The organism is Sphingomonas bacterium, assembly GCF_028292945.1.
GTDB lineage: Bacteria > Pseudomonadota > Alphaproteobacteria > Sphingomonadales > Sphingomonadaceae > Sphingomonas.
This window is the reverse complement of the sequence record NZ_JAQGLJ010000045.1, coordinates 90,080-110,098: the sequence shown is the minus strand read 5'-3', so window position 1 is coordinate 110,098 and position 20,019 is coordinate 90,080. Positions and strand designations below refer to the sequence as shown.

General features: G+C 68.5%; 18 protein-coding genes. 8 read left to right on the top strand and 10 right to left on the bottom strand.

Features of this window, described 5'->3' with window-relative positions:
* Together JWN21_RS06150 and aspS are read right to left on the bottom strand one after the other, a co-directional pair.
* Nucleotides 1-1,056 (bottom strand): APC family permease (locus tag JWN21_RS06150; RefSeq protein ID WP_299647307.1); only part of this gene is annotated, 1,056 nt, incomplete at its 3' end.
* A gap of 207 nt (nucleotides 1,057-1,263) precedes the next feature.
* Nucleotides 1,264-3,099: an aspartate--tRNA ligase gene (gene aspS / locus JWN21_RS06145; RefSeq protein ID WP_299647305.1), complete on the bottom strand. Its 1,836-nt coding sequence runs from the start codon at nucleotides 3,097-3,099 to the stop codon at nucleotides 1,264-1,266.
* Nucleotides 3,100-3,284: 185 nt separating this feature from the next.
* On the opposite strand from aspS, the gene rnd reads away from it, so the two are divergent.
* Entirely contained in the window at nucleotides 3,285-4,469 is a 1,185-nt protein-coding gene (gene rnd, locus JWN21_RS06140) for a ribonuclease D (RefSeq protein WP_299647303.1), read from the top strand.
* Nucleotides 4,469-4,714: an I78 family peptidase inhibitor gene (locus JWN21_RS06135; RefSeq protein ID WP_299647302.1), complete on the top strand. Its 246-nt coding sequence runs from the start codon at nucleotides 4,469-4,471 to the stop codon at nucleotides 4,712-4,714. Before rnd ends, JWN21_RS06135 begins: the two co-directional genes overlap by 1 nt.
* Here JWN21_RS06135 and JWN21_RS06130 read toward each other — a convergent pair.
* The 4 genes from JWN21_RS06130 to JWN21_RS06115 are packed head-to-tail and all read right to left on the bottom strand — an operon-like array spanning nucleotide 4,711 to nucleotide 10,288.
* Nucleotides 4,711-6,201 carry a Ppx/GppA family phosphatase gene (locus tag JWN21_RS06130; protein WP_299647300.1) on the bottom strand — a complete coding sequence of 497 codons (1,491 nt, stop codon included), beginning with the start codon at nucleotides 6,199-6,201 and terminating at the stop codon, nucleotides 4,711-4,713. The two genes, JWN21_RS06135 and JWN21_RS06130, sit on opposite strands and share 4 nt — an antisense overlap.
* The gene (locus tag JWN21_RS06125) at nucleotides 6,198-8,363 is read right to left on the bottom strand and encodes an RNA degradosome polyphosphate kinase (protein WP_299647298.1); all 2,166 of its coding nucleotides are present in this window, start codon (nucleotides 8,361-8,363) and stop codon (nucleotides 6,198-6,200) included. The genes JWN21_RS06130 and JWN21_RS06125 overlap by 4 nt, the downstream gene beginning before the upstream one ends.
* Nucleotides 8,360-8,983, bottom strand: coding sequence for a DnaA/Hda family protein (locus JWN21_RS06120; RefSeq protein ID WP_299647296.1), 624 nt, complete (start codon nucleotides 8,981-8,983; stop codon nucleotides 8,360-8,362). The genes JWN21_RS06125 and JWN21_RS06120 overlap by 4 nt, the downstream gene beginning before the upstream one ends.
* Before the next feature lie 48 nt (nucleotides 8,984-9,031).
* Complete coding sequence (locus tag JWN21_RS06115; protein WP_299647294.1) at nucleotides 9,032-10,288, bottom strand: heavy-metal-associated domain-containing protein; 1,257 nt, start codon at nucleotides 10,286-10,288, stop codon at nucleotides 9,032-9,034.
* 124 nt (nucleotides 10,289-10,412) lie between these two features.
* On the opposite strand from JWN21_RS06115, the gene purM reads away from it, so the two are divergent.
* From purM to JWN21_RS06095, 4 genes are all read left to right on the top strand, one after another.
* A complete protein-coding gene (purM, locus tag JWN21_RS06110) occupies nucleotides 10,413-11,516 on the top strand; it encodes a phosphoribosylformylglycinamidine cyclo-ligase (protein ID WP_299647292.1) in 1,104 nt (367 codons plus the stop codon).
* A gap of 171 nt (nucleotides 11,517-11,687) precedes the next feature.
* Complete coding sequence (purN, locus tag JWN21_RS06105; protein ID WP_299647315.1) at nucleotides 11,688-12,206, top strand: phosphoribosylglycinamide formyltransferase; 519 nt, start codon at nucleotides 11,688-11,690, stop codon at nucleotides 12,204-12,206.
* On the top strand, nucleotides 12,203-12,577 hold the full coding sequence (locus JWN21_RS06100; RefSeq protein ID WP_299647290.1) for an MmcQ/YjbR family DNA-binding protein: 375 nt from the start codon (nucleotides 12,203-12,205) through the stop codon (nucleotides 12,575-12,577). Before purN ends, JWN21_RS06100 begins: the two co-directional genes overlap by 4 nt.
* Entirely contained in the window at nucleotides 12,574-13,161 is a 588-nt protein-coding gene (locus JWN21_RS06095; protein WP_299647288.1) for a hypothetical protein, read from the top strand. The genes JWN21_RS06100 and JWN21_RS06095 overlap by 4 nt, the downstream gene beginning before the upstream one ends.
* Here JWN21_RS06095 and JWN21_RS06090 read toward each other — a convergent pair.
* From JWN21_RS06090 to JWN21_RS06075, 4 genes are all read right to left on the bottom strand, one after another.
* The gene (locus JWN21_RS06090) at nucleotides 13,158-13,568 is read right to left on the bottom strand and encodes a GNAT family N-acetyltransferase (RefSeq protein WP_299647286.1); all 411 of its coding nucleotides are present in this window, start codon (nucleotides 13,566-13,568) and stop codon (nucleotides 13,158-13,160) included. The two genes, JWN21_RS06095 and JWN21_RS06090, sit on opposite strands and share 4 nt — an antisense overlap.
* 107 nt (nucleotides 13,569-13,675) lie before the next feature.
* The gene (ndk, locus tag JWN21_RS06085) at nucleotides 13,676-14,098 is read right to left on the bottom strand and encodes a nucleoside-diphosphate kinase (protein ID WP_299647284.1); all 423 of its coding nucleotides are present in this window, start codon (nucleotides 14,096-14,098) and stop codon (nucleotides 13,676-13,678) included.
* A gap of 71 nt (nucleotides 14,099-14,169) precedes the next feature.
* Nucleotides 14,170-14,610, bottom strand: coding sequence for a DNA polymerase III subunit chi (locus tag JWN21_RS06080; protein WP_299647282.1), 441 nt, complete (start codon nucleotides 14,608-14,610; stop codon nucleotides 14,170-14,172).
* A gap of 92 nt (nucleotides 14,611-14,702) precedes the next feature.
* Nucleotides 14,703-16,169 (bottom strand): leucyl aminopeptidase, encoded by a 1,467-nt coding sequence (locus JWN21_RS06075; RefSeq protein ID WP_299647280.1) that lies wholly within the window; start codon nucleotides 16,167-16,169, stop codon nucleotides 14,703-14,705.
* A gap of 135 nt (nucleotides 16,170-16,304) precedes the next feature.
* Here JWN21_RS06075 and JWN21_RS06070 point away from each other — a divergent pair, with 135 nt between their 5' ends.
* Together JWN21_RS06070 and JWN21_RS06065 are read left to right on the top strand one after the other, a co-directional pair.
* A complete protein-coding gene (locus JWN21_RS06070; protein ID WP_299647278.1) occupies nucleotides 16,305-18,569 on the top strand; it encodes an LPS assembly protein LptD in 2,265 nt (754 codons plus the stop codon).
* A 71-nt stretch (nucleotides 18,570-18,640) separates the two neighbouring features.
* A complete protein-coding gene (locus tag JWN21_RS06065) occupies nucleotides 18,641-20,017 on the top strand; it encodes a peptidylprolyl isomerase (RefSeq protein WP_299647276.1) in 1,377 nt (458 codons plus the stop codon).
* Nucleotides 20,018-20,019 lie beyond the last annotated feature (2 nt).

Sequence of the window (20,019 nt, the reverse complement as noted above, 5' to 3'; positions counted from 1 at the left end):
CATGCCCGCCGCGCCGAGCAGCAGCGTCGCCGCCCAGGGCGAGCCCAGCCGCGGGTGCATGGCGGTGAGCCAGCCGTCGAGCGGCCGACCCCAGCTGCGATCGCGGCCGGTGCCGTAGAAGAAGCGCGCGCAGGCGAGCACCCAGGCGATGATCGCGTTGACGACGGCGAGCGCGACCGCGACCGCGACCCACTTCGCCCAGGTCGGGCCGGCGAGTGCCAGCACCAGATCGCCGAACGGGTTGTCGGAGGCAAAGGTGGTGGACAGATCGGGTGCGGCCGTGAGCAGTGCTGCCAGCGGCAATCCTTCCAGCAACAGCGTCAGCCCCAGCGCCCACATGATCGCGCGCGCGATCTTCGCCGGGGCCTCGCGCATTTCCTCACCGAAATAGACCGCCGCACCATAGCCGTTGAGCGCGAAGATCGCGATCGAGGTGGCAACGCCGATCGAGGCGAGATTGGCAGGTGCGAGCGCCGCGCCCGCGACCGGCGCGGTCAGAAACTCGACTGGCGAGCGCACCGCGTCCCCGAAACCGAGCCACGCCACCACCACCAGCGCCACCACTTCCAGCAACAGAAAGCATCCGGTGATCGCGGCATTGATGCGGATGTCGAACAGGCCCACCAGCGTGCAGGCGACGATTACCGCCAGCGCCACCGGGATTTCGGGCAGTCCGGGGAAGACGACGGACAGCACCGCGGCGAGGCCCAGCCCCGCGACCGGCAAAAAGATCAGATTGTTGAAGACGTTGACGCCCAGCATCACGAACCCGGCGAACGGCCCGATCGTGTGCGCCACCATGACATATTCGCCGCCCGCCACCGGCCAGGCGGACGACAGCTCGGCATAGATGAATGCGGTCGCGACACAGACGATCGCCGCGATAAGGAACGCCCAGATCGCGCCGGTGCCGGCGATCGCGATCATGTCGGGAATGAACACGAACACCGACGAGGCGGGCGTCGTCACCGACAGGGTCAGGAAGAGAACGCCGGTGATGCCCAGACTGCGCACGAACGGCGGCGGCGTCGCCGGCTGTAGCTGCCCGTCCTGCATTGCGCCCCCGTAGTGCGAGCAGGTGTTGGCATGGTCAACGGGCGCGGTCGAGGGGGAGTCCCCGTTTGGTCCTCACCCAATCCTAGGCTTGTCACCCCCGCGAAGGCGGGAGTCCAACTCTTGCGGTGGCGACAGAGTAATTGGCGTCGAAAGATGGATCCCCGCTTTCGCGGGGATGACAAGATGTGAAGACCGCTCCCTCCTCTCTCAGCCTCCGCTGGATACAGCTGCCGCCGCCGCTGGCTTCACCTCCGCCGTGCTGCGCAGGTTCAGCTCCTTGAGCTGCTTGGGCGACACGTTGCCCGGCGCACCCATCATCAGGTCTTCGGCGCGCTGGTTCATCGGGAACAGCACGACTTCGCGGATGTTGGGCTCGCCCGCGAGCAGCATGACCATGCGATCGATGCCCGGCGCCGAGCCGCCATGCGGGGGGGCGCCGTATTTGAAGGCGTTGATCATGCCCGCAAAGTCACGGTCGACGTCTTCAGGGGTGTAGCCGGCGATCTCGAACGCCCTGTACATGATCTCAGGTCGATGGTTGCGGATCGCGCCCGACGACAGCTCCACGCCGTTGCAGACGATGTCGTACTGATAGGCGAGAATGTCGAGCGGGTCCTTGGTTTCCAGCGCTTCCAGCTCGCCTTGGGGCATCGAAAAGGGGTTGTGGCTGAAGTCGACCTTCTTGTTGTCCTCGTCATATTCGAACATCGGAAAGTCGACGATCCAGCAGAACTCGAAACGGTTCTGGTCGATGAGATTGAGTTGCTCGCCGACGCGGGTGCGGGCGAGGCCGGCGAGCTTGGCGGCTTTCAGGGCAGGCCCGGCGGCGAAGAAGATGCCGTCGTTCACGCCTAGTCCGAGCGCGGCGGCGATCGCCTTCATCCCCTCCTGACCGTGATTGTTGGCGATGGGGCCACCGAACAGGCCGTCCTTTTGCGTCGCATAGCCGAGACCGGGGAAGCCCTCGCCCTGTGCCCAGGCGTTCATGTCGTCGAAGAACTTGCGACTCTTCTCGGCCGTGGCGGGCGCGGGGATGGCGCGCACTACATCGCCGGCTTCGACCATCGACGCGAAGCGACCGAAGCCCGAGCCGCGGAAATGCTCGCTAACATCGGTGATGAGGATCGGGTTGCGCAGGTCGGGCTTGTCGCTGCCGTAGGTCAGCATCGCCTCGCGGAAGGGAATGCGGCGGAACGGCAGGGCCGAAACTTGGCGGCCCCCCTTTGCACCAGAGTGGCCCTGCCAGTCGGCGAACTCCTCGAACAGGCCGTGCAGGACCGGCTCGATCGCCTGGAACACGTCCTCTTGCGTCACGAAGCTCATCTCGAAATCGAGCTGGTAGAACTCGCCCGGCGAGCGGTCGGCGCGCGCGTCCTCATCGCGGAAGCAGGGCGCGATTTGGAAATAGCGGTCGAACCCGGCGACCATCAGCAGCTGCTTGAACATCTGCGGCGCCTGCGGGAGCGCGTAGAACTTGCCGGGGTGGACGCGGCTGGGGACCAGATAGTCGCGCGCGCCTTCGGGACTTGACGCGGTCAGGATCGGCGTTTGGAACTCGGTGAAGCCCTGCCCGATCATGCGCTGGCGGATCGACGCGATGACGGCTGCGCGAAGCATGATGTTCGCGTGGAGTCGCTCCCGGCGCAGATCGAGGAAGCGGTAGCGCAGGCGGATGTCCTCGGGATATTCGGCCTCGCCGAACACGGGGAGCGGCAGCTCCTGTGCGGACGATTGCACTTCGACCCGGTCGGCCACGACCTCGATCGCCCCCGTCGCCAGATTGGCGTTGGTCGCCTCCTCGCCGCGCGAAACGACGACGCCGGTGACGGTCACGACAGACTCGGTGCGCAGGCTGTCGAGCAGCTCCAGCGCCGTGCTGCCCGCCTTGGCGACGATCTGCGTGATGCCGTAATGGTCACGTAGGTCGATGAACAGCACGCCGCCGTGGTCGCGCTTGCGGTGGACCCAACCCGACAGGCGGACGGTGGAGCCGACGGTGCTGGCGTCGAGCGCAGCGCAGGTGTGGGTGCGGTAGGCGTGCATCATCATTCCAAACAAATACATCCCGGCGAAGCAGGACTCGTAGAGGTGAAAGGTGCTTGCCGCGCGTGAAGCGCAACGTCGCACCAGCTCAGAGATGGCCGCTACTCTGAGCGGCTCCGGATCGTCGCGCCCTCCCCCGTCCCCTCCCCGTTTGTCAACCCGCGCCGCCGCGCTATGGCGGGGCGATGCATATTCACCCGCTCGTCACCGACACCGCCACTCTTTCCGAACTCTGCGCCCGCTGGGCCAAGGCCGACTTTATCACCGTCGACACCGAGTTCATGCGCGAGAACACGTTCTTTCCCGAACTGTGCCTGATCCAGGTCGCCGACGTGAACGAAGCGGCGGCGATCGATCCGATGGCGCCGGGGCTGGACCTCGCGCCGCTGCTGCAACTGATGGTAGCGAACGAGGACGTGCTCAAGGTCTTCCACGCCGGGGGGCAGGATCTCGAGATCATCTACAATCTGACGGGCACGACGCCGCACCCGCTGTTTGACACGCAGGTGGCGGCAATGGCGCTGGGGCAAGGCGAGCAGATCGGTTATTCGAACCTCGTCGACAGCTGGTTGGGTGTGCAGATCGACAAGGGCGCGCGCTTCACCGACTGGGGCAAGCGGCCGCTGGAGCCCAGGCAGATCGAATATGCGATCGGCGACGTGACGCATCTGGCGGCGATCTTTCCCAAGATGCTGCAGCGGCTGAAGAAGACCGGGCGCGGCGACTGGCTGGATCAAGAGATGGAGCGGCTCGCCGACCCCGCCAATTACGCCAACGATCCCGAACAGGCGTGGAAGCGCGTGCGCGTGCCGAGCCGCAAGGCCGACGTGCTGGGGCGGCTGAAAGCCATCGCACGGTGGCGCGAGCTGGAGGCGCGCGGCAAGGACCTGCCGCGCGGACGGATTATGAAGGACGAGACGCTGGCCGACTTGGCCGGCCATGCGCCGCGCAAGCAGGCGGAGCTGGCCAAGGTACGCGGGCTGTCGGCGGGCTGGGCGACCAACGAAATCGGCGTCCGGCTGATGGCGGCGATCGCCGGCGCGGAACCGCTGCCCGATGACGAGCTGCCGCCGCGCGACGACCGCAAGCCGGGGCTCGGCAAGGAGGGGGCGCTTGTCGCCGACCTGCTCAAGCTGCTGCTCAAGATCCGCGCGCGCGATATCGACGTGGCGTCCAAGCTGCTGGCGCGATCGGAGGAACTGGAGCTTCTGGCAGCGGGGCAGCGACAGGGCTTGGCGATGCTGGAAGGATGGCGATACGACCAGTTCGGGCGCGATGCGGTCGATCTCGTCGAGGGGCGGCTGGCATTCGCGGTGCTGGACGGCAAGCTGAAGATGACGCGCTCGCTGGCAGTGGAGGAGATGGCGTGATGCTGAGCCTGATGTTGATGATGGCGGCGGTGCAGCAACCCGCCTTATGCTCAGCCGCGCCGGCGGAGGTGCTGGTCGGCGAGCGGTACCGCCGTGGGGTGCCGAGCCGGGCGAAGCGGCTGTCGGGTGCGCGCACGGTGCGGGTGATGTGGCCGGGTCAGCTGGTGACGATGGACTTTCGCGAGGACCGGCTGAACCTGCGCGTGGACCGTCGGCGCCTGATCACGGCGGTGCGTTGCGGCTAGGCCGACAGGATCGGCAGTCGATCGAGGAACGTCGCCAGGGCCGCATGGCGGCGCTCCACCGTCTCGCCGTAGAGCGCCCGGTCCTCTGGCGGGAGGTGGAGCGTGACGGTGCCCTCGTCCGCCGACAGCCGCGACCGTTGCAACGGACCGGCCAAGCCGCCGCTCAGCCGCTGAGCGACGCGGATCGCCAGGCCCCAAGCGGTGGCGCGGTCGAGCTTCTCCGGGCTGGCGAGGCGGGCTAGCGAGGTCAGCGGGATCGGGCCGCCCCCCAGGCTGGCATGGATCGCCTGCGCTATCTGCGCCCGCCCTGCGGCGTCCACGCCGACCCAATTGCCGTGCAGCGCCACCTCGACGCCCAGCTCGGCGCGGAAATCGGGGTTCGCGCGCCAGCCGACGTCGGCGAGCTGGCAGGCGGCATTGCGCAGCCGTGCGGCGGGCACATCGTCGCGGTCGAACAAAGGCGCGAGCCAGCGGTCGAGCAGGTCGCCATGTTCCGGAAAGCGCGCGACCCGGCGACCCTCGTCGCGCGTCGCGACGGTGAGCGGGTCCTGTGCGCGGGTAGTGGGGTCGAGATCTTGGAACAACAGCCCTTCGCGCAAGCCATAGGCGGACACGACCGTGCCAGCGCTACCGAGCGTTCGCAGCAGCAGCGACAGGATCGCGGCGGCGTCGCCCAGCGTGGGAACGCGGCCTGCGGACAGACCCGGTGTGGCGCGCAAACGATTGCGCGACGCCTGCTCGATCGTCCGCGACAGCCGCGCGATCGCGTCCGCATCCATGGCATAGCCGTGGACGATCGGCAGCGGATAGGCTGACAGATCCATGTCCAGCCGGGCGAGCGCCCGCCACGACCCGCCGACGAGATACAAGGGCAGCCCCCTGCCCCTGCCCTTCCAGCCCGCCTTGTCGATCGCGCGCACGACCTGCTTCTCCAGCTCGCCGCCGCCGCGAAACGCCGGCAGGCGCAGCACGCCCAGCGGGAAGGACACGCGCTCCGCCAGTTCGCCGCCGCGCACGCGCACCAGCTCCAGACTGCCGCCGCCCAGATCGCCGACGATGCCGTCGGCATCGGGGAAGGCGGACAGCACACCATAGCCCGCCGCCAGGGCCTCCTGTTCGCCCGACAGGAGCTCGACCGCCAGACCAGCGGCCTTGGCATGCGCGATCAGTTCTGCGCCGTTGGCGGCGTCGCGGACGGCGGCGGTGGCGACGGTGCGCACGCGGGTCGCTTCCATCTCCCGCGCCAGCCGTGCGAAGCGGGCGAGCGTGGTCTGCGCGAGCGCCATCGCGTCGGCCGAGATCGCGCCGCTCGCCGCAAGGCCACGGCCGAGACCCGCCAGCACCTTTTCGTTGAAGAGGATGGCGGGCAGGCGCGCAGGACCCTGGTACACGACGAGGCGGATCGAGTTGGAGCCGATGTCGATGATCGCGGTGCGCGGTTCGGAGGTCGTTTTTCCGAGTGGGCGCAGCGGGGAGAGCAGACTCAATGGCCGCGCCTCAGCGACAGGGTCGGCACTTCCTCGCCGTCATCGCCCGCGGCACCTCGACCCGACAGCGACGGGTTGGTCATGAAGTAGCGGTGGAGGTTGAACGGCTTTTCGCCGGGAGCGACGCGGGTGTAGCCGCCGTCGGCGTCGAGCAGCCAGGTCTGTTCGTTGTCGATCAGGTTGGCGACCATCACCTGGTCAAGGATCTGTTCGTGGACGGTGGGGTTCTCGATGGGGAGCATGTATTCCACGCGGCGGTCGAAGTTGCGGGGCATCCAGTCGGCGGACGAGATGTACAAGTTAGCTTTTTCGTTGGGTAAGTTTGCGCCGTTGCCGAACGCCCAGATGCGGCTATGTTCGAGGAACCGGCCGACGATCGAGCGGACGCGGATGCGCTCCGACAGGCCCGGCACGCCCGGACGCAGGCAGCAGATGCCGCGCATGATCAGGTCGATCTCCACCCCCGCCGCACTCGCCTCGTACAGCTTCTCGATCACGGCGGGATCGACCAGACTGTTCATCTTGGCCCAGATCGCGCCCGGGCGGCCGGCGCGCGCGTGCGCGATTTCCGCGTCGATCAGCGCCGACAGGCGAAGTCGCATGTCGCGCGGGCTCAGCCCCAGCTTGGCGAGGCCGGTCGGCTCCACATAGCCGGTAATGTAGTTGAACATCTGTGCCGCGTCGCGAGCGATGGCGGGATCGGCGGTGAAGAAGCTGAGGTCGGTATAGATGCGTGCGGTGACCGGGTGATAGTTGCCGGTGCCGAAATGGCAGTAGGTGCGGAAATACGCCCCCTCGCGGCGGACCACCATCGCGCATTTGGCGTGGGTCTTCCAGTCGATGAAGCCGTAGACCACCTGCACGCCCGCGCGTTCCAGCGCCGAGGCCCAGGCCAGGTTCTGCTCCTCGTCGAACCGCGCCTTGAGCTCGACCACCGCCGTCACCGACTTGCCCGCCTCCGCCGCCGCGATCAGCGCATTGACGACGGCCGACTGCTTGCCCGCGCGATACAGCGTCTGCTTGATCGCGACCACGTCGGGGTCGGCGGCGGCCTGTTGCAGGAAGGCGACCACCACCTCGAACGTCTCGTACGGGTGGTGGACGACGATGTCCTTGGCCCGGATCGCGGCGAAGCAGTCGCCGTCATATTCGCGGATGCGCTCGGGAAATCGCGGGGTGAAGAGCGGAAATTTCAGGTCGGGGCGGTCCTGATCGACCAGCGCCCCCAGGTCGGCAAGTCCCAGCAGCTGACCCGTCTCGGTGATGATGGCGCTGCCCTTGCCCAATTCCGCGCGCAGCACGGCGGCGAGCGTGTCGGGCGTGCCCGTCTCCAGCTCCAGCCGGATGACGCGGCCCCGGCGGCGGCGCTTGATCGCGTTGGCGAAGTAGCGGACCAGGTCCTCCGCCTCTTCCTCCAGCTCGATGTCGCTGTCGCGCAGGACCCGGAAGGTGGCGGCACCGGCGATCGCATAACCGGGGAAGACAAGCGGCGCGAAGCGCTTCAGCACCGCCTCCACCGCGACGAACCGCGCGGGCTCGCCGGGCAGCCGGATGAAGCGTGGCGTGGCGGCGGGCAGCATCACCAGCTCGCGGATCTCGGCCCGATCAGAATCGCGCACCAGGTCGAAGATCACCGACAGACCGCCATTGGGAATGAATGGAAACGGATGCGCGGGATCGAGTGCCTGCGGGGTCAGCATCGGGAAGATCTGTTCGCGGAAATGCTCCTCCAGCCAGTCCGCGGCGTCCGCGTCGATCTCGTCGCGCCGCAGCACCAGCAATCCGACCGAATCGAGATCGGTGCGCAGGTCGCCCCAGACGCGCTGCTGCGAGGCCGCCAGCCGGTTCGCCTCCGCCGTGATGGCGGCGAGCTGCTGGCCGACGGTGAGGCCGTCGGCGGAGCGGTGGTCCACCCCCTGCAGTTGCTGACCCTTCAGCCCGGCGACGCGGACCATAAAGAACTCGTCCAGATTGGACCCGGAGATGGACAGGAAGCGCAGCCGCTCCAGCAGCGGGTGCTGGGTGTTGCACGCCTCCTCCAGCACGCGGCGGTTGAACGCCAGCCAGCTCAGTTCGCGATTGAAATAGCGGTCGCCGCCGTGCCGGGCGAACGCCTCTTCGCCGGGTTCGGTGAGGCGGGCGAGCGTGGCGGGGCGGGTCATGCAGACTCCGATGGCGGGCTGATCAGCCCGGCGGCGGTGAGGGTCGTTCTGGCTAGCGGCACCGTTAGACGTTTTCGCGTCTCCAGCACCTCCTGATCGAGCGCGTCGATCGCGCGGAGCACGGCGACGTGGCTGCGCTCCAGGCGCTGCGCCAGCCAGTCGACGAGCTCGGGCCGGGCATCGAGGTTGCGCCGCTCGAACTGTTGCGCGAGCAGCGCGCGCACGAGCTGGTCGTCGGGCGCCTCGATCGTCGCGACGATGCCGGCGGCGAGACGCGAGCGCAGGTCGGGGAGCGCGATCTCCCACGCTGGCGGCGGGGCGTCGGCGACGATCACCAGCGGACGGCGCGCGGTCTGCGCGCGGTTCCAGGCATGGAACAGATGCTCCTCCGGCGCGCGATCGGCATCATCGATCACCGACCCGCCGCTTTTGGCCGCGAACAGCCGGGCGAGCAGGCTGCGGCCGGACTTGCGCGGGCCGACGAGCAGCGCGGTCATCACCGGCCATGCGCCCCAATGTTCCAGCAGGTGGGCGGCGCGTGCGTTCGACGGGGTGACCAGGAACGCATCGTCGCGCGGCCGCGGCGGCCAGCCGAGCGGAAGCGCGATCTGGCCGCTCATCGCGACGGGTCTATCGGGCCGCTCATCGCGGGGGGTCGATCGGCCCGCTCACCCGCCCACCGGCGCCGCATCCTCCGGGATGTCCGGCGGCAGCAGCTGTGGCGCGCGGCGGATGCGCAGCGTCGTGCCGCTACCGATCACCTGATAGCCGCGCGCCTCCAGCGCGGCGCGCAGCGCGGCGGGATCGCCATCATAGCTGACGCGCATCACCGACACGCCGCCCAGCGCAAGACTGGTCGTCCCCGCCGAGCGGACCCCGGCGATGCCGCGCAATGCCGATTCGGTGTTGGCGACCGACGAGGCGTTCAGCGAATCATACTGGACGTTGACGACGATCCCCTGTGTCGTGGTTGGCGTCGCCTGAGCCGTGGCGATGTCCTCTACGACTTCGCCGACCTCCGGGGGCGTTTCCACCACCGGCTGCGGTGGCGGCGAAAGCGCGGGATCGGTCGCGAGCATGCCGGTGGAGAGCGCGCGACTGTACAGCTCGTCGAGCCGCTTGACGCCGGCGTCCAGCAACTGCGGCAACCCGTCCGTCGAGCCGACGCGCAGCGAGAAACCGCCCAGCAGCTCGCCATCGGGACCATGGCGGGCCTGGAAAACGCCGATCACGGGGCCGCCGGGCCATTGCCGCGACAGGCGCACCGACGGCACCAGCACATCGCGCGCGCCATATTGGTCGATCAGCGTCCGCCACCATGCGCGCCCGCGCCGCTGCGTCTGGCCGTAATTGAGCAGCAGCGAATCGGGGCCGGTGCCAGCGACGCGGACATAGTCGATCGCGCTGTTGCCGGTCCGATAGCGCGCCCACGCCGCCTGCCACTCCGTGCGCCGTTCGAAAACGCCCGCGACGCCGCCGGAATGTTCGACCGGGATGACGAGCATGGGCGCGGAGCGCGCGGCCTGATCGACGATGCCGAGCAGCGACGCGGTGCGGGCGCGATTGAACAGTACGCCCAGCCGGGCGATGTAGCGGGTCGGGCCGATCTGTTCGTGCTCGACGACGATGCCGGACACGAGCTGGTCGAGCGTGCCGTCGCCCACCGCCGCGCCGCCGCCGCCAAGCCGCTTCGACAGCTGCGTCCATGCCTTGCGCTGCGCGATACGCCAGCCGCCGTAGCGGGCTTCGTCCGGAGTCTTGGCCGCGACGTCGACCAGCACGCCGCTGACTTCGTAGGACGAGGTGCTGGCGACGGGGACGACGCCGCGATCGCTGCCCTCGATCTGGGCGCGCACCTGCACGGCGATGCCGGCAACCGCAAACGCGGCGCTCGCCAACAGGGCAACTGAAACGCGGGTACGCATTGTGGCTCCCATGCCGTTCGTCCCGGGCGAAGTCGAGGGACATTGCCCCCAACATCCACGTGTCCTGACCGCGCTCGACACGAACGGAGTTCCTTTGACCCTGCTTTCCGATTAGCGAACGCTCATGAGCGACGACCGCCGCAAGGCCCCCTACTCCTATGCCGATGCCGGCGTCTCGATCGCGGCCGGCAATGCGCTGGTGCGCGCCATCGCCCCGCTTGCACGCGCGACGCGGCGGCCGGGGGCCGACGCGGAGCTGGGCGGGTTCGGCGGCGTGTTCGACCCGAAGGCGGCCGGGTTCATCGACCCGCTGCTGGTGGCGGCGAACGACGGCGTCGGCACCAAGCTGAAGCTGGCGATCGAGTGGGACCGCCACGACGGCGTCGGCGTGGATCTGGTCGCGATGTGCGTCAACGACCTGCTGGTGCAGGGCGCGGAGCCGCTGTTCTTTCTCGATTATTTCGCCTGCGGCACGCTCGACCCGGTGATCGCCGAGCGCGTGGTCGCGTCGATCGCCGAGGGTTGCAAGCAGGCGGGTTGCGCGTTGATCGGTGGCGAGACCGCGGAGATGCCGGGCATGTACGCGGCCGGCGATTATGACCTCGCCGGGTTCGCGGTCGGCGCGGTTGAGCGCGGGCAGCTGCTCACCGGCGAGGGCATCGCGCCGGGCGACGTGCTGCTCGGGCTGGCATCGACGGGGGTTCATTCCAACGGCTTCTCGCTGGTCCGCAGGCTGGCGGCGGACAAGGGCTGGCGGCTGGATCGGCCGGCGCTGTTCGACGCCGACCGGCTGTTGATCGACACGTTGATGACGCCGACGCGGATCTATGTCGCGTCGCTGCTGCCGTCGTTGCGCGCGGGATTGATCAAGGGGCTGGCGCACATCACCGGCGGCGGGCTGCTGGAGAATGTGCCGCGCGTGCTGCCGGTGGGGTGCCATGCGGTCGTCGATGCGGACCGGTGGGAACTGCCGCGGCTGATGGCGTGGCTGCAGGCACAAGGCGCGATCGAGCCGGCGGAGATGGCGCGGACGTTCAATACTGGCGTGGGTATGGTCGTGGTAGTCGCGGCTGACGACGCGGAGTCGGTGACGGCGGCGCTGACCGCGGTTGGTGAGACGGTGTTCGCGATCGGTGCCGTCGAGGCGGGCGAGCGCGGGTGCACGGTGCAGGGCTCGGCGGAGACGTGGAGTTCGCGGGAGGGGTGGAGCGCTACTCACCATGCGTGACTTGCGTATCACCGATACTCGCTCTTCCCCGGCGGAAGCCGGGGCCCGGCCCAGGCGACTGGTCGCGAATCTTGGTACGGTCTCGCCGGCGCGGCCGACTGGGGCCCGGCTTCCACCGGGGAGGGGATTGGGTTGAGGGTCGGTATCCTGATCTCCGGGCGTGGGTCGAACATGCAGGCGCTGGTGGCCGGAGCAGAAGCCTTCCAGGCTTACGACATAGCCCTGGTCGCGTCCGACAAACCCGACGCGCCGGGGATCGGCTGGGCGCGCGAACGGGGTCTGGCGACCTGGGCCTTGTCGCCGAAGGGGATCGGCAAGCCGGCGTATGAGGAGCAGCTCGACGCCGCCCTGCGCGAAGCGGGCGTGGGGATGATCGCGCTCGCCGGCTACATGCGGCTGCTGTCTGACGGGTTCGTCGCGCGGTGGCGCGGGCGCATCCTCAATATTCACCCTTCGCTGCTGCCGCTCTACAAGGGCCTCGACACCCACGCGCGGGCGCTGGCGGCGGGCGATGCGGAGGCGGGGTGTTCGGTGCATCTCGTCACGGAGGAGCTCGACGGCGGTGCGGTGCTTGGGCAGGCGCGCCTGCCGGTGCTGGCGGGCGATACGCCGGACACGCTTGCCGCGCGCGTGCTGGTGGAGGAACATCGGCTGTACCCCAGGGTCCTGGCGGAGTTCGTGACGCGATGAGCCCCAATCCCGACGCCGATCTGGAGCGCCTTCGCGCCATCGCGCTCAAGCTGCCCGAGGCGGCGGAGCGTTCGTCGCATGGCTCGCCGGGGTTCTTCATCACCAAGGGGCGGTTCTTCGCCTATTTCTGGCACGATGTGCATGGCGACGGCGAGACAGCGGTGGTGGTCAAGACGGGCGGGCGCGAGGAGCAGGCGCAGCTGATCGAGCATGATCCGGACTTCTACTATTCCCCGCCCTATCTGGGCCCGTCCGGCTGGGTCGCGATGCGGGTCGGGCCGGACGCGGACTGGGACCGGGTCGGCGACCGGGTGGCGCAGAGCTGGGAGCTGGTCGCACCCAGACGGTTGCTGGAGGCGGGTGGACGGTGAGCGAGACCAAGGAAGAGCGCACGCGCAAGCGGCGGTGGCTGACGCTGGCGGAATTCGTTGCGGTCGCGAGCGTGCTGATCGGCGCGATCGGGCTTTACCTCAGCTGGTCCGACCGGCGCGAGGCGGCGGCGGAGCGGACGGCGGCGGCGGCGAAGGAGGCCAGGGTCTCGCGCGTCGTGCGGCTGGAGGGCGTGGTGGCGGGCGGTGGCGATGCGCTCACGCTGTCCGATGCGAGCCATAAGATCGAGACGATCGACGTCGCTTTTCCCGCCGGTCTCGGTGTCGCCGCGCGCACGGCCGTGCCGCAGCCGCGCATCGACAAGGATTGGTTCAAGGACGTGCTGCTCAAGGCGACCGACGGCGGCCGCGACGATGCCGAGGGAAGACTGCCGGTGCTGGTGACGGCATATTGGTGGGATGCCGATGTGAAGCGCAGTGACCGCGCGATCTACGATGTCGCGTGGCGGACCAAGGGTGGCGGCATGCTGCAGGGCCGTTCGCTCGACCTGACCGGGCTGGTGCTGCGCGAACGTGGCGGGTCGCAGGCGCGGCTGGATGCGTTGTGGAAAGTGCCGAAGCGTTAGAGATCGAGCGCGTAGATCGGGTCGGTGAAGCGCGACGCGCCGACGCTGAACGTCCGCTTCCCGATGACATGGAAACCGGTACGCTCGTAGAAGCGGCGCGCGCGCGCATTGTCCGGGTGGACGCCGAGCAGCAGGCGGGCATGGCCCCTGCCCCGCGCCTCCTTCAGGACGGCGCTCATCAGCGCCGGGCCGAGGCCGGTGCCGTGCGCGGCGGCGAGCGTGTAGATGCGGCGCAGCTCGATGTCGCCGTCGCGGAGCATTTCGCGCGGAAAATCCGGCGGGCAGAGCACGGCATAGCCGACCGGCGCGTCGGTGCCGTCCGCGCCGGCGTAGAACACAGCTGAGCCCGCGTCGGCGGTCCAGCCGGCGAACGCGGCTGGGCTGCTCTTGCCGGTCGCATGCGCCACCAGATCGGCGGCGGGGATGATCGCGTGGAACGTCTCCAGCAGGCTCGCGCCGGCGACCAGCGCGAGCGCGGCCCCGTCGTCAGCGCGCGCCCGGCGGACGGTCCAGTTCAGCCGACGATCTCTTCGGGCTTGAAGAAATAGGCGATCTCGGTCGCGGCGTTCTCGTCGGAGTCGGAGCCGTGGACGCTGTTGGCCTCGATCGACTCCGCCAGTTCCTTGCGGATCGTGCCGGGTTCGGCGTTGGCGGGGTTGGTCGCGCCCATCACGTCGCGGTTGCGCTGCATCGCGTTCTCGCCCTCGAGCACCTGTACGACGACGGGGCCGGAAATCATGAAGCTGACCAGCTCGCCGAAGAACGGCCGCTCGCGGTGGACGGCGTAGAAGCCCTCCGCCTGCTCGCGCGTCATCTGGATGCGCTTGGACGCGACGACCCGCAGGCCGGCATCCTCCAGCATCTTGGTGACCGCGCCGGTCAGGTTGCGGCGGGTGGCATCGGGCTTGATGATCGAAAAGGTACGGGTCGCGGCCATGACGGTCACGTGCTCCTGAATGGCGAGGTGGGGATGCGCGCCGCCCTAGTCGCGCGACCCTGCGATGGCAACTAGGCCGCCTGCTCCCACCGGCCGGCGTCGTTCTGCTTCCAGTAGCGCGGCTCGACCTCGTCGCGGCCGACGAGCAGCTTCCACGCGGCGCGCGCGTCCCGGATGCGCTCCTCGTCGAAGAAGTGGAAGGCCCTGTCAAAGTCGAGCGCGTCGGGGCGCCAGATGCCGTCGGCGAGCGCGATGTGCCTCGCGCCGTTGGCTGCGTCGATGTCGGGGGCGAGCAGGACGGGCTGGTCAGTGTCGTTCGCGCCGCCTGCGCAGCCGTGCGGCAGGAAGCTGTCGGGTGCATAGCTCCACAGGTGCTTGTCGAGGCGGGCGCGCTCGTCGTCGTCCGCGACCACGATCAGCAGGCGGTTGCCGGCGGCGAGGACCTTCTCCGCGATCTGGGGCAGGACGCGGTCGAGCGGCTGGCGGGTGAGGTGGTAGAAGTCGACCTGCATTTCTCCTCCCTCCCGCAAGGTCACACGTAGGGCCTGCTGCCTCTAAGCCTTCTTCCCTTCCCCGGCGGAAGCCGGGGAAGGCAGAAAAAGCGTCAGGCGGCCCCTTCCACCTCGAAATTGTCGCGCACGAAGCGGTCGAGGAGGCGGACGCCGTAGCCGGTTGCGCCCTTGTCGTGGTGGACGCCGGGCTTGTCGCTCCACACCATCCCGGCGATGTCGAGGTGGGCCCATTTCACCCCCTCCTCGACGAACCGCTGGATGAACTGCGCGGCGGTGATCGAGCCTGCACCCTTGCCGCCGATGTTCTTCATGTCCGCGATCGGGCTGTCGATCATCTTGTCGTAAACGGGCGACAGCGGAAAGCGCCACAGCTTGTCGTCGGTCGCCAGGCCGGCGGCGGTCAGTTGGGCGGCGAGATCGTCATCGTTAGAGAATAGCCCGCCATGTTCGTTGCCGAGCGCGACGATCATGGCCCCCGTCAGCGTCGCCAGATCGACGATCGTCTTGACGCCATGCGTGCGCTGCACCCAGGTGACCGCGTCGGCGAGCACCAGCCGGCCCTCGGCGTCGGTGTTGAGCACCTCGATGGTCTGACCCGACATGGAAGTCAGGATGTCACCCGGCCGGGTGGCGTTGCCGTCGGGCATGTTCTCGACCAGCCCCATCACGCCGATGACGTTCGCTTTGGCCTTGCGGGAGGCGAGCGCCTTCATCGCGCCCGCCACCGCGCCGGCGCCGCCCATGTCCCATTTCATGTCCTCCATGCCGGCCGCCGGCTTGATGGAGATGCCGCCGGTATCGAAGGTCACGCCCTTGCCGACCAGTGCCACGGCGGGGGTGCCGTCACCCGCCCCGTTCCATGTCAGCGCCAGCAGCCTGCCCGGCCGCGACGATCCCTGCGCCACGCCCAGCAAGGCGCCCATGCCGAGTTCGGTCATCGCCGCCGTGTCGAGTACCGTCACCTCGAGGCCGAGACCCTCCACCGACGAGGTCACCTGTTCGACGAAGCTTTCGGGGTAGAGGATGTTCGGCGGCTCCGACACGAGCTGGCGGGTCAGCGCCATGCCGTCGGTCACCGCCGACTGCGCCAGCCATGCCGCGTCGGTCCCGTTCGGCGCGCCGACGATGGTCAGCGTGGCGAGGCTGGGCTTCTGGTTCTCGGGCAGCCTGGTGCGGTAAACATCGTGCCGCCATGCGCGCTGCCCCGCCGCCCCGGCGAATCGGGCCACGGCGGCCGGCGTTGCGGACGTGGCGGAAAGATCGACTGTCGCCTCGGTTGCGCCGGAGGTCAGCAGCCGCGCCGTCAGCGCGCCGCCCGCCTTGGCCCAACCGGCTTCGTCTCCGGCACCGACGCCGAGCAGGATACGATGGCGCACCGGCTCGCCCGGCACGAACAGGTCGACCATCGTCCCTGCCTCGCCCGTGAAGCGGGCGGCCTGCGCGGCCGCGTCCGCAAGCGATCGCGCGTCGCCCAGATCAAGCCGCGCGAGCCCATCCGTTTCGACAGGCATGACAAGGATCGCCGCGTGGTCGGCGGCGGGCGCGAAAGTGACTTGCATGTAGAGATGCCTCGAAGAACGTCGTTGACACCATTCCTCTAGTCCGGCCCGACGCTTAGGCAAGCGCGCGATTGCGGTGGGACCGACGCTGCGATAGGCGATTGAGCGTTGGCGTCGAAGGGGTCGGGTTCACTCGTGTTGCGTCACCTTCTTTCGGCGAGTTCGGCCGCCATCGCCCTGTGCCTCGCCGCGCCGGGAGCGGCTCAGGATTTGCAGGACCGGCTCGTTGCGCCACCACTCCCCGCCGATTCGGCGGCTGCCGACGCCAGACCAGCAGAACCCGCGCCTGCCGATCCGCAGCAGGTGCAATTCGCTTCCGATACGCTGGAATATGACACGAACGCCGATCAGGTCACCGCGCTAGGCGAGGTGCGGATGTCGCGGGAGGGCAATCGCCTGCGCGCCGACAGGGTGGTGTGGGATCGCAAGACCGGCAAGGTCGTCGCCACCGGCAACATCGCCGTCACCAACCCGCAGGGCGACATCGCCTATGGTGACTCGATCGAGTTGACCGACAGCCTTCGCGATGGGGCGGTCGAGAACATGCTGGTCGTGCTGGAACGCGGCGGACGGATGGCGGCGGCGCGCGGCACCCGCGAGGCGGACGGCACGGTCAATCTGAACAGCGCCGCCTATACGCCGTGCGCGGTCGTGAACGCCGCGAACTGCCCCAAGGAACCGTCGTGGAAGATCACGGCGGTGCGCATAACCTACCGCCCCGAGCGTGAGCGCATCTATTTCACCGGTGGCCGTTTCCACCTCTTCGGGCTGCCCACCATTCCCCTGCCGCGATTTTCCGCCCCCGTCGGCAATCGCAGCGACAGTGGGCTGCTGGCCCCCGACATCCGGTACAAGACGGTCAACGGGCTGGAGGTCGCCCTCCCCTATTATCTGGCGCTCGCTCCCAATCGCGGGCTGACGATCACCCCGCATCTGTTCACCGCGGTGCTGCCGATGATGCAGCTGCAGTATGACGCGTTGGGGCAGACGGGCGCGTTCCGCGTCACCGGCTATGCCACCGCCAGCCGGCGCAGCGACGACCTGTCGACCGCCGCCAATACCCCTACGGAAATGGCGTTCCGCGGCTATCTGGACGCGGTCGCGCGCTATCAGTTGTCGCCGAACTGGTCGGCGAGCGGCTCGCTGCGGCGCACGACCGATCGCACCTTTCTGCGCCGGTACGACATCTCCCGCGACGATCGGCTGCGATCGACCGCCTCGCTGGAGCGGATCGATGCGGACAGCTATTTCGCGCTGACCGGCTGGTCGGTGCAGACGCTGCGCGTCGCCGACAACCAGGGTCTGCAGCCGATCGCATTGCCGGAAATCGATTATCGCCGACGCTTCAACGGTCTGGGCGGCGGTCGGCTGGAGGTGCAGCTCAACAGCCTGGCGCTGACCCGCACCGACGGACAGGACACGCAGCGCGCGTTCGCGAGCGCGCGCTGGGACCGACGGCTGCTGACCGGCGGTGGCCAGGAACTGGTGCTGACCGGGTTCGCGCGTGCCGATGCCTACAACACCAAGGATACGCTGACGACTGCGATCGCGAGCTATCGTGGGGTCGAAGGGTTCCGCACCCGCGCGATCGGCGCGGTGGCGGCGGACCTGCGCTGGCCGCTGATCGGCGCGTTCGGTGGTGGGACGCAACGGCTGACCCCTCGCCTGCAGGTCGTCGCGTCGCCGCGCATCGCCAATTTGACGCTGCCCAACGAGGATTCGCGCGCGGTCGATCTGGACGACGCCAACCTGTTCGCGCTCAACCGCTTCCCCGGCTATGATCGGTTCGAGGACACGACGCGGGTGACTTACGGTGCGGAATGGGCGTTCGACCGCCCGGGGCTGCGGATCAATGCCGTCGCCGGGCAAAGCTATCGCCTGACCCGCCGCGCGTCGATTTTGCCCGACGGCACCGGGCTGTCGGATCGCCTGTCCGACATCACCGGGCGGACGGAGATACGGGTGCGCGACCTCGTATCCTTCACGCACCGCTATCGGATCGACAAGGACGACTTTGCCTTCCGCCGCAACGAGGTCGACGCGACGGTCGGGTCGCAGCAGAACTATGCCCTGATCGGCTACCTTCGGCTGGATCGGAATATTTTCCCCGCGATCGAGGATTTACAGGACCGCGAGGAGCTGCGCGTCGCAGGCAGGATACAGATCAAGCGTTTCTGGTCGGCCTTTGCATCCGGGGTCGTCGATCTGACCAATCGACGCGAAGACCCGCTGAGCCTCGCGGACGGGTTCGAACCCGTGCGGCATCGCCTGGGCGTGCAGTATGAGGACGACTGCCTGCGCTTCGGGTTGACCTGGCGCCGTGACTACCAGGATACGGGCGACGCGCGGCGGGGCAACAGCTTCCTGTTGTCACTGGCATTCACCAACCTCGGTCGCTAAGCGCGCGTTCAGGGTGAGTTGGGCAGTCGCGGCCGTCGTCGCACGATGCGCGCGCTGGGAGTGGATGGCAGGTGATTAGCTTTGGTTCAAAGAACAAGACCGCCGGTCTGATGAGTGCGGCGGCGCTGATGCTGGCGACGGCCGGCGCCTCCGCGATTCCGGCCCAGACCGTGCGCGACACGACCGTGCCGGAAACGGGCCTGGATATCCCCGCCAACCTGCAGATCTTCGGCAAGGTGGACCCGAATGTCCGCAAGCCGACCGCGATCGTCAACAACACCGTCATCACGGGCACCGACGTCGACCACCGGATGGCGCTGATCGCGCTGTACAACAACGTACCCGTCGGCCGAATTCCGGGTGAGGAACGCGACCGGTTGCGATTGCAGATCCTGCGCCAACTGATCGACGAGACGTTGCAGGTGCAGGAGGCGAAGACCGCCGATATCACCGTCACGCCCGCCGAGGTGACGCAGGCCTTTGCGCGCACCGCGCAGGCGAGCTTCAAGACGACGGCGGACAAGCTGCCGGCGATCCTCGCGGCGGCCGGCTCGTCGGACCGTTCGCTGAAGCGCGAGATCGAGGCCGAGCTGGCCTGGCAGCGTTATCTGCGCCGCCGGGTGGAGCCGTTCGTCAATGTCGGCGACCAGGAGGTCAAGGGCATCCTGGATCGTCTGAAAGCGGCGCAGGGAACGCAGGAGTTCAACGTCAAGGAGATATTCCTCAAGGCGGACTCAGCCAACGAGCAGCGCGTGTTCGGCAAGGCGCGCGAGATCATCGCCGATCTGGCCAAGGGCACGCAGCCCTTCGAGGTGCTCGCCAACCAGTACACCGAGACGTCGCTCAAGGGTAAGGGCGGGGACCTGGGCTGGGTACGCGGCGCGGTGCTGCCCCCCGAACTGGCCCAGGCGGCCTCGGAGATGCAGATCGGACAGGTCGCGGGTCCGATCCCCAACTCGGGCGGGTTCTCCATCCTGTACCTCACGGACAAGCGTCAGGTACTGACCGCCGATCCGCGCGATGCGAAGCTGAGCCTGAAGCAGCTGACCTTGCGCTTCCCCCCCAACACGACGCAGGCCGATGCGACGGCGCGGGCGGCCGCGTTCGCCAACGGGCTGAGAACGCTGCAGGGGTGCGGCACCGCCGACCGGGTGGGGGCAGCGCTGGGTGCGGAGGTGGTCGACAACGACTCGATCCAGGTTCGCCAGCTGCCCGCGCCGTTGCAGGAGATCATCCTGAAACTGCAGATCGGCCAGGCGACGCCGCCATTCGGCTCGCCGGTCGAGGGCGTTCGCTCGCTGGTACTGTGCGGCCGCGACGATGTGCGCGGCGCCGATCTGCCGCGTGCCGATCAGGTGCAGAACCAGCTGGAACAGACCCGGGTCAACCTGCGCGCGCAACAGAAGCTGCGCGACCTGCGGCGCGATGCGGTGGTCGATTATCGCTGACC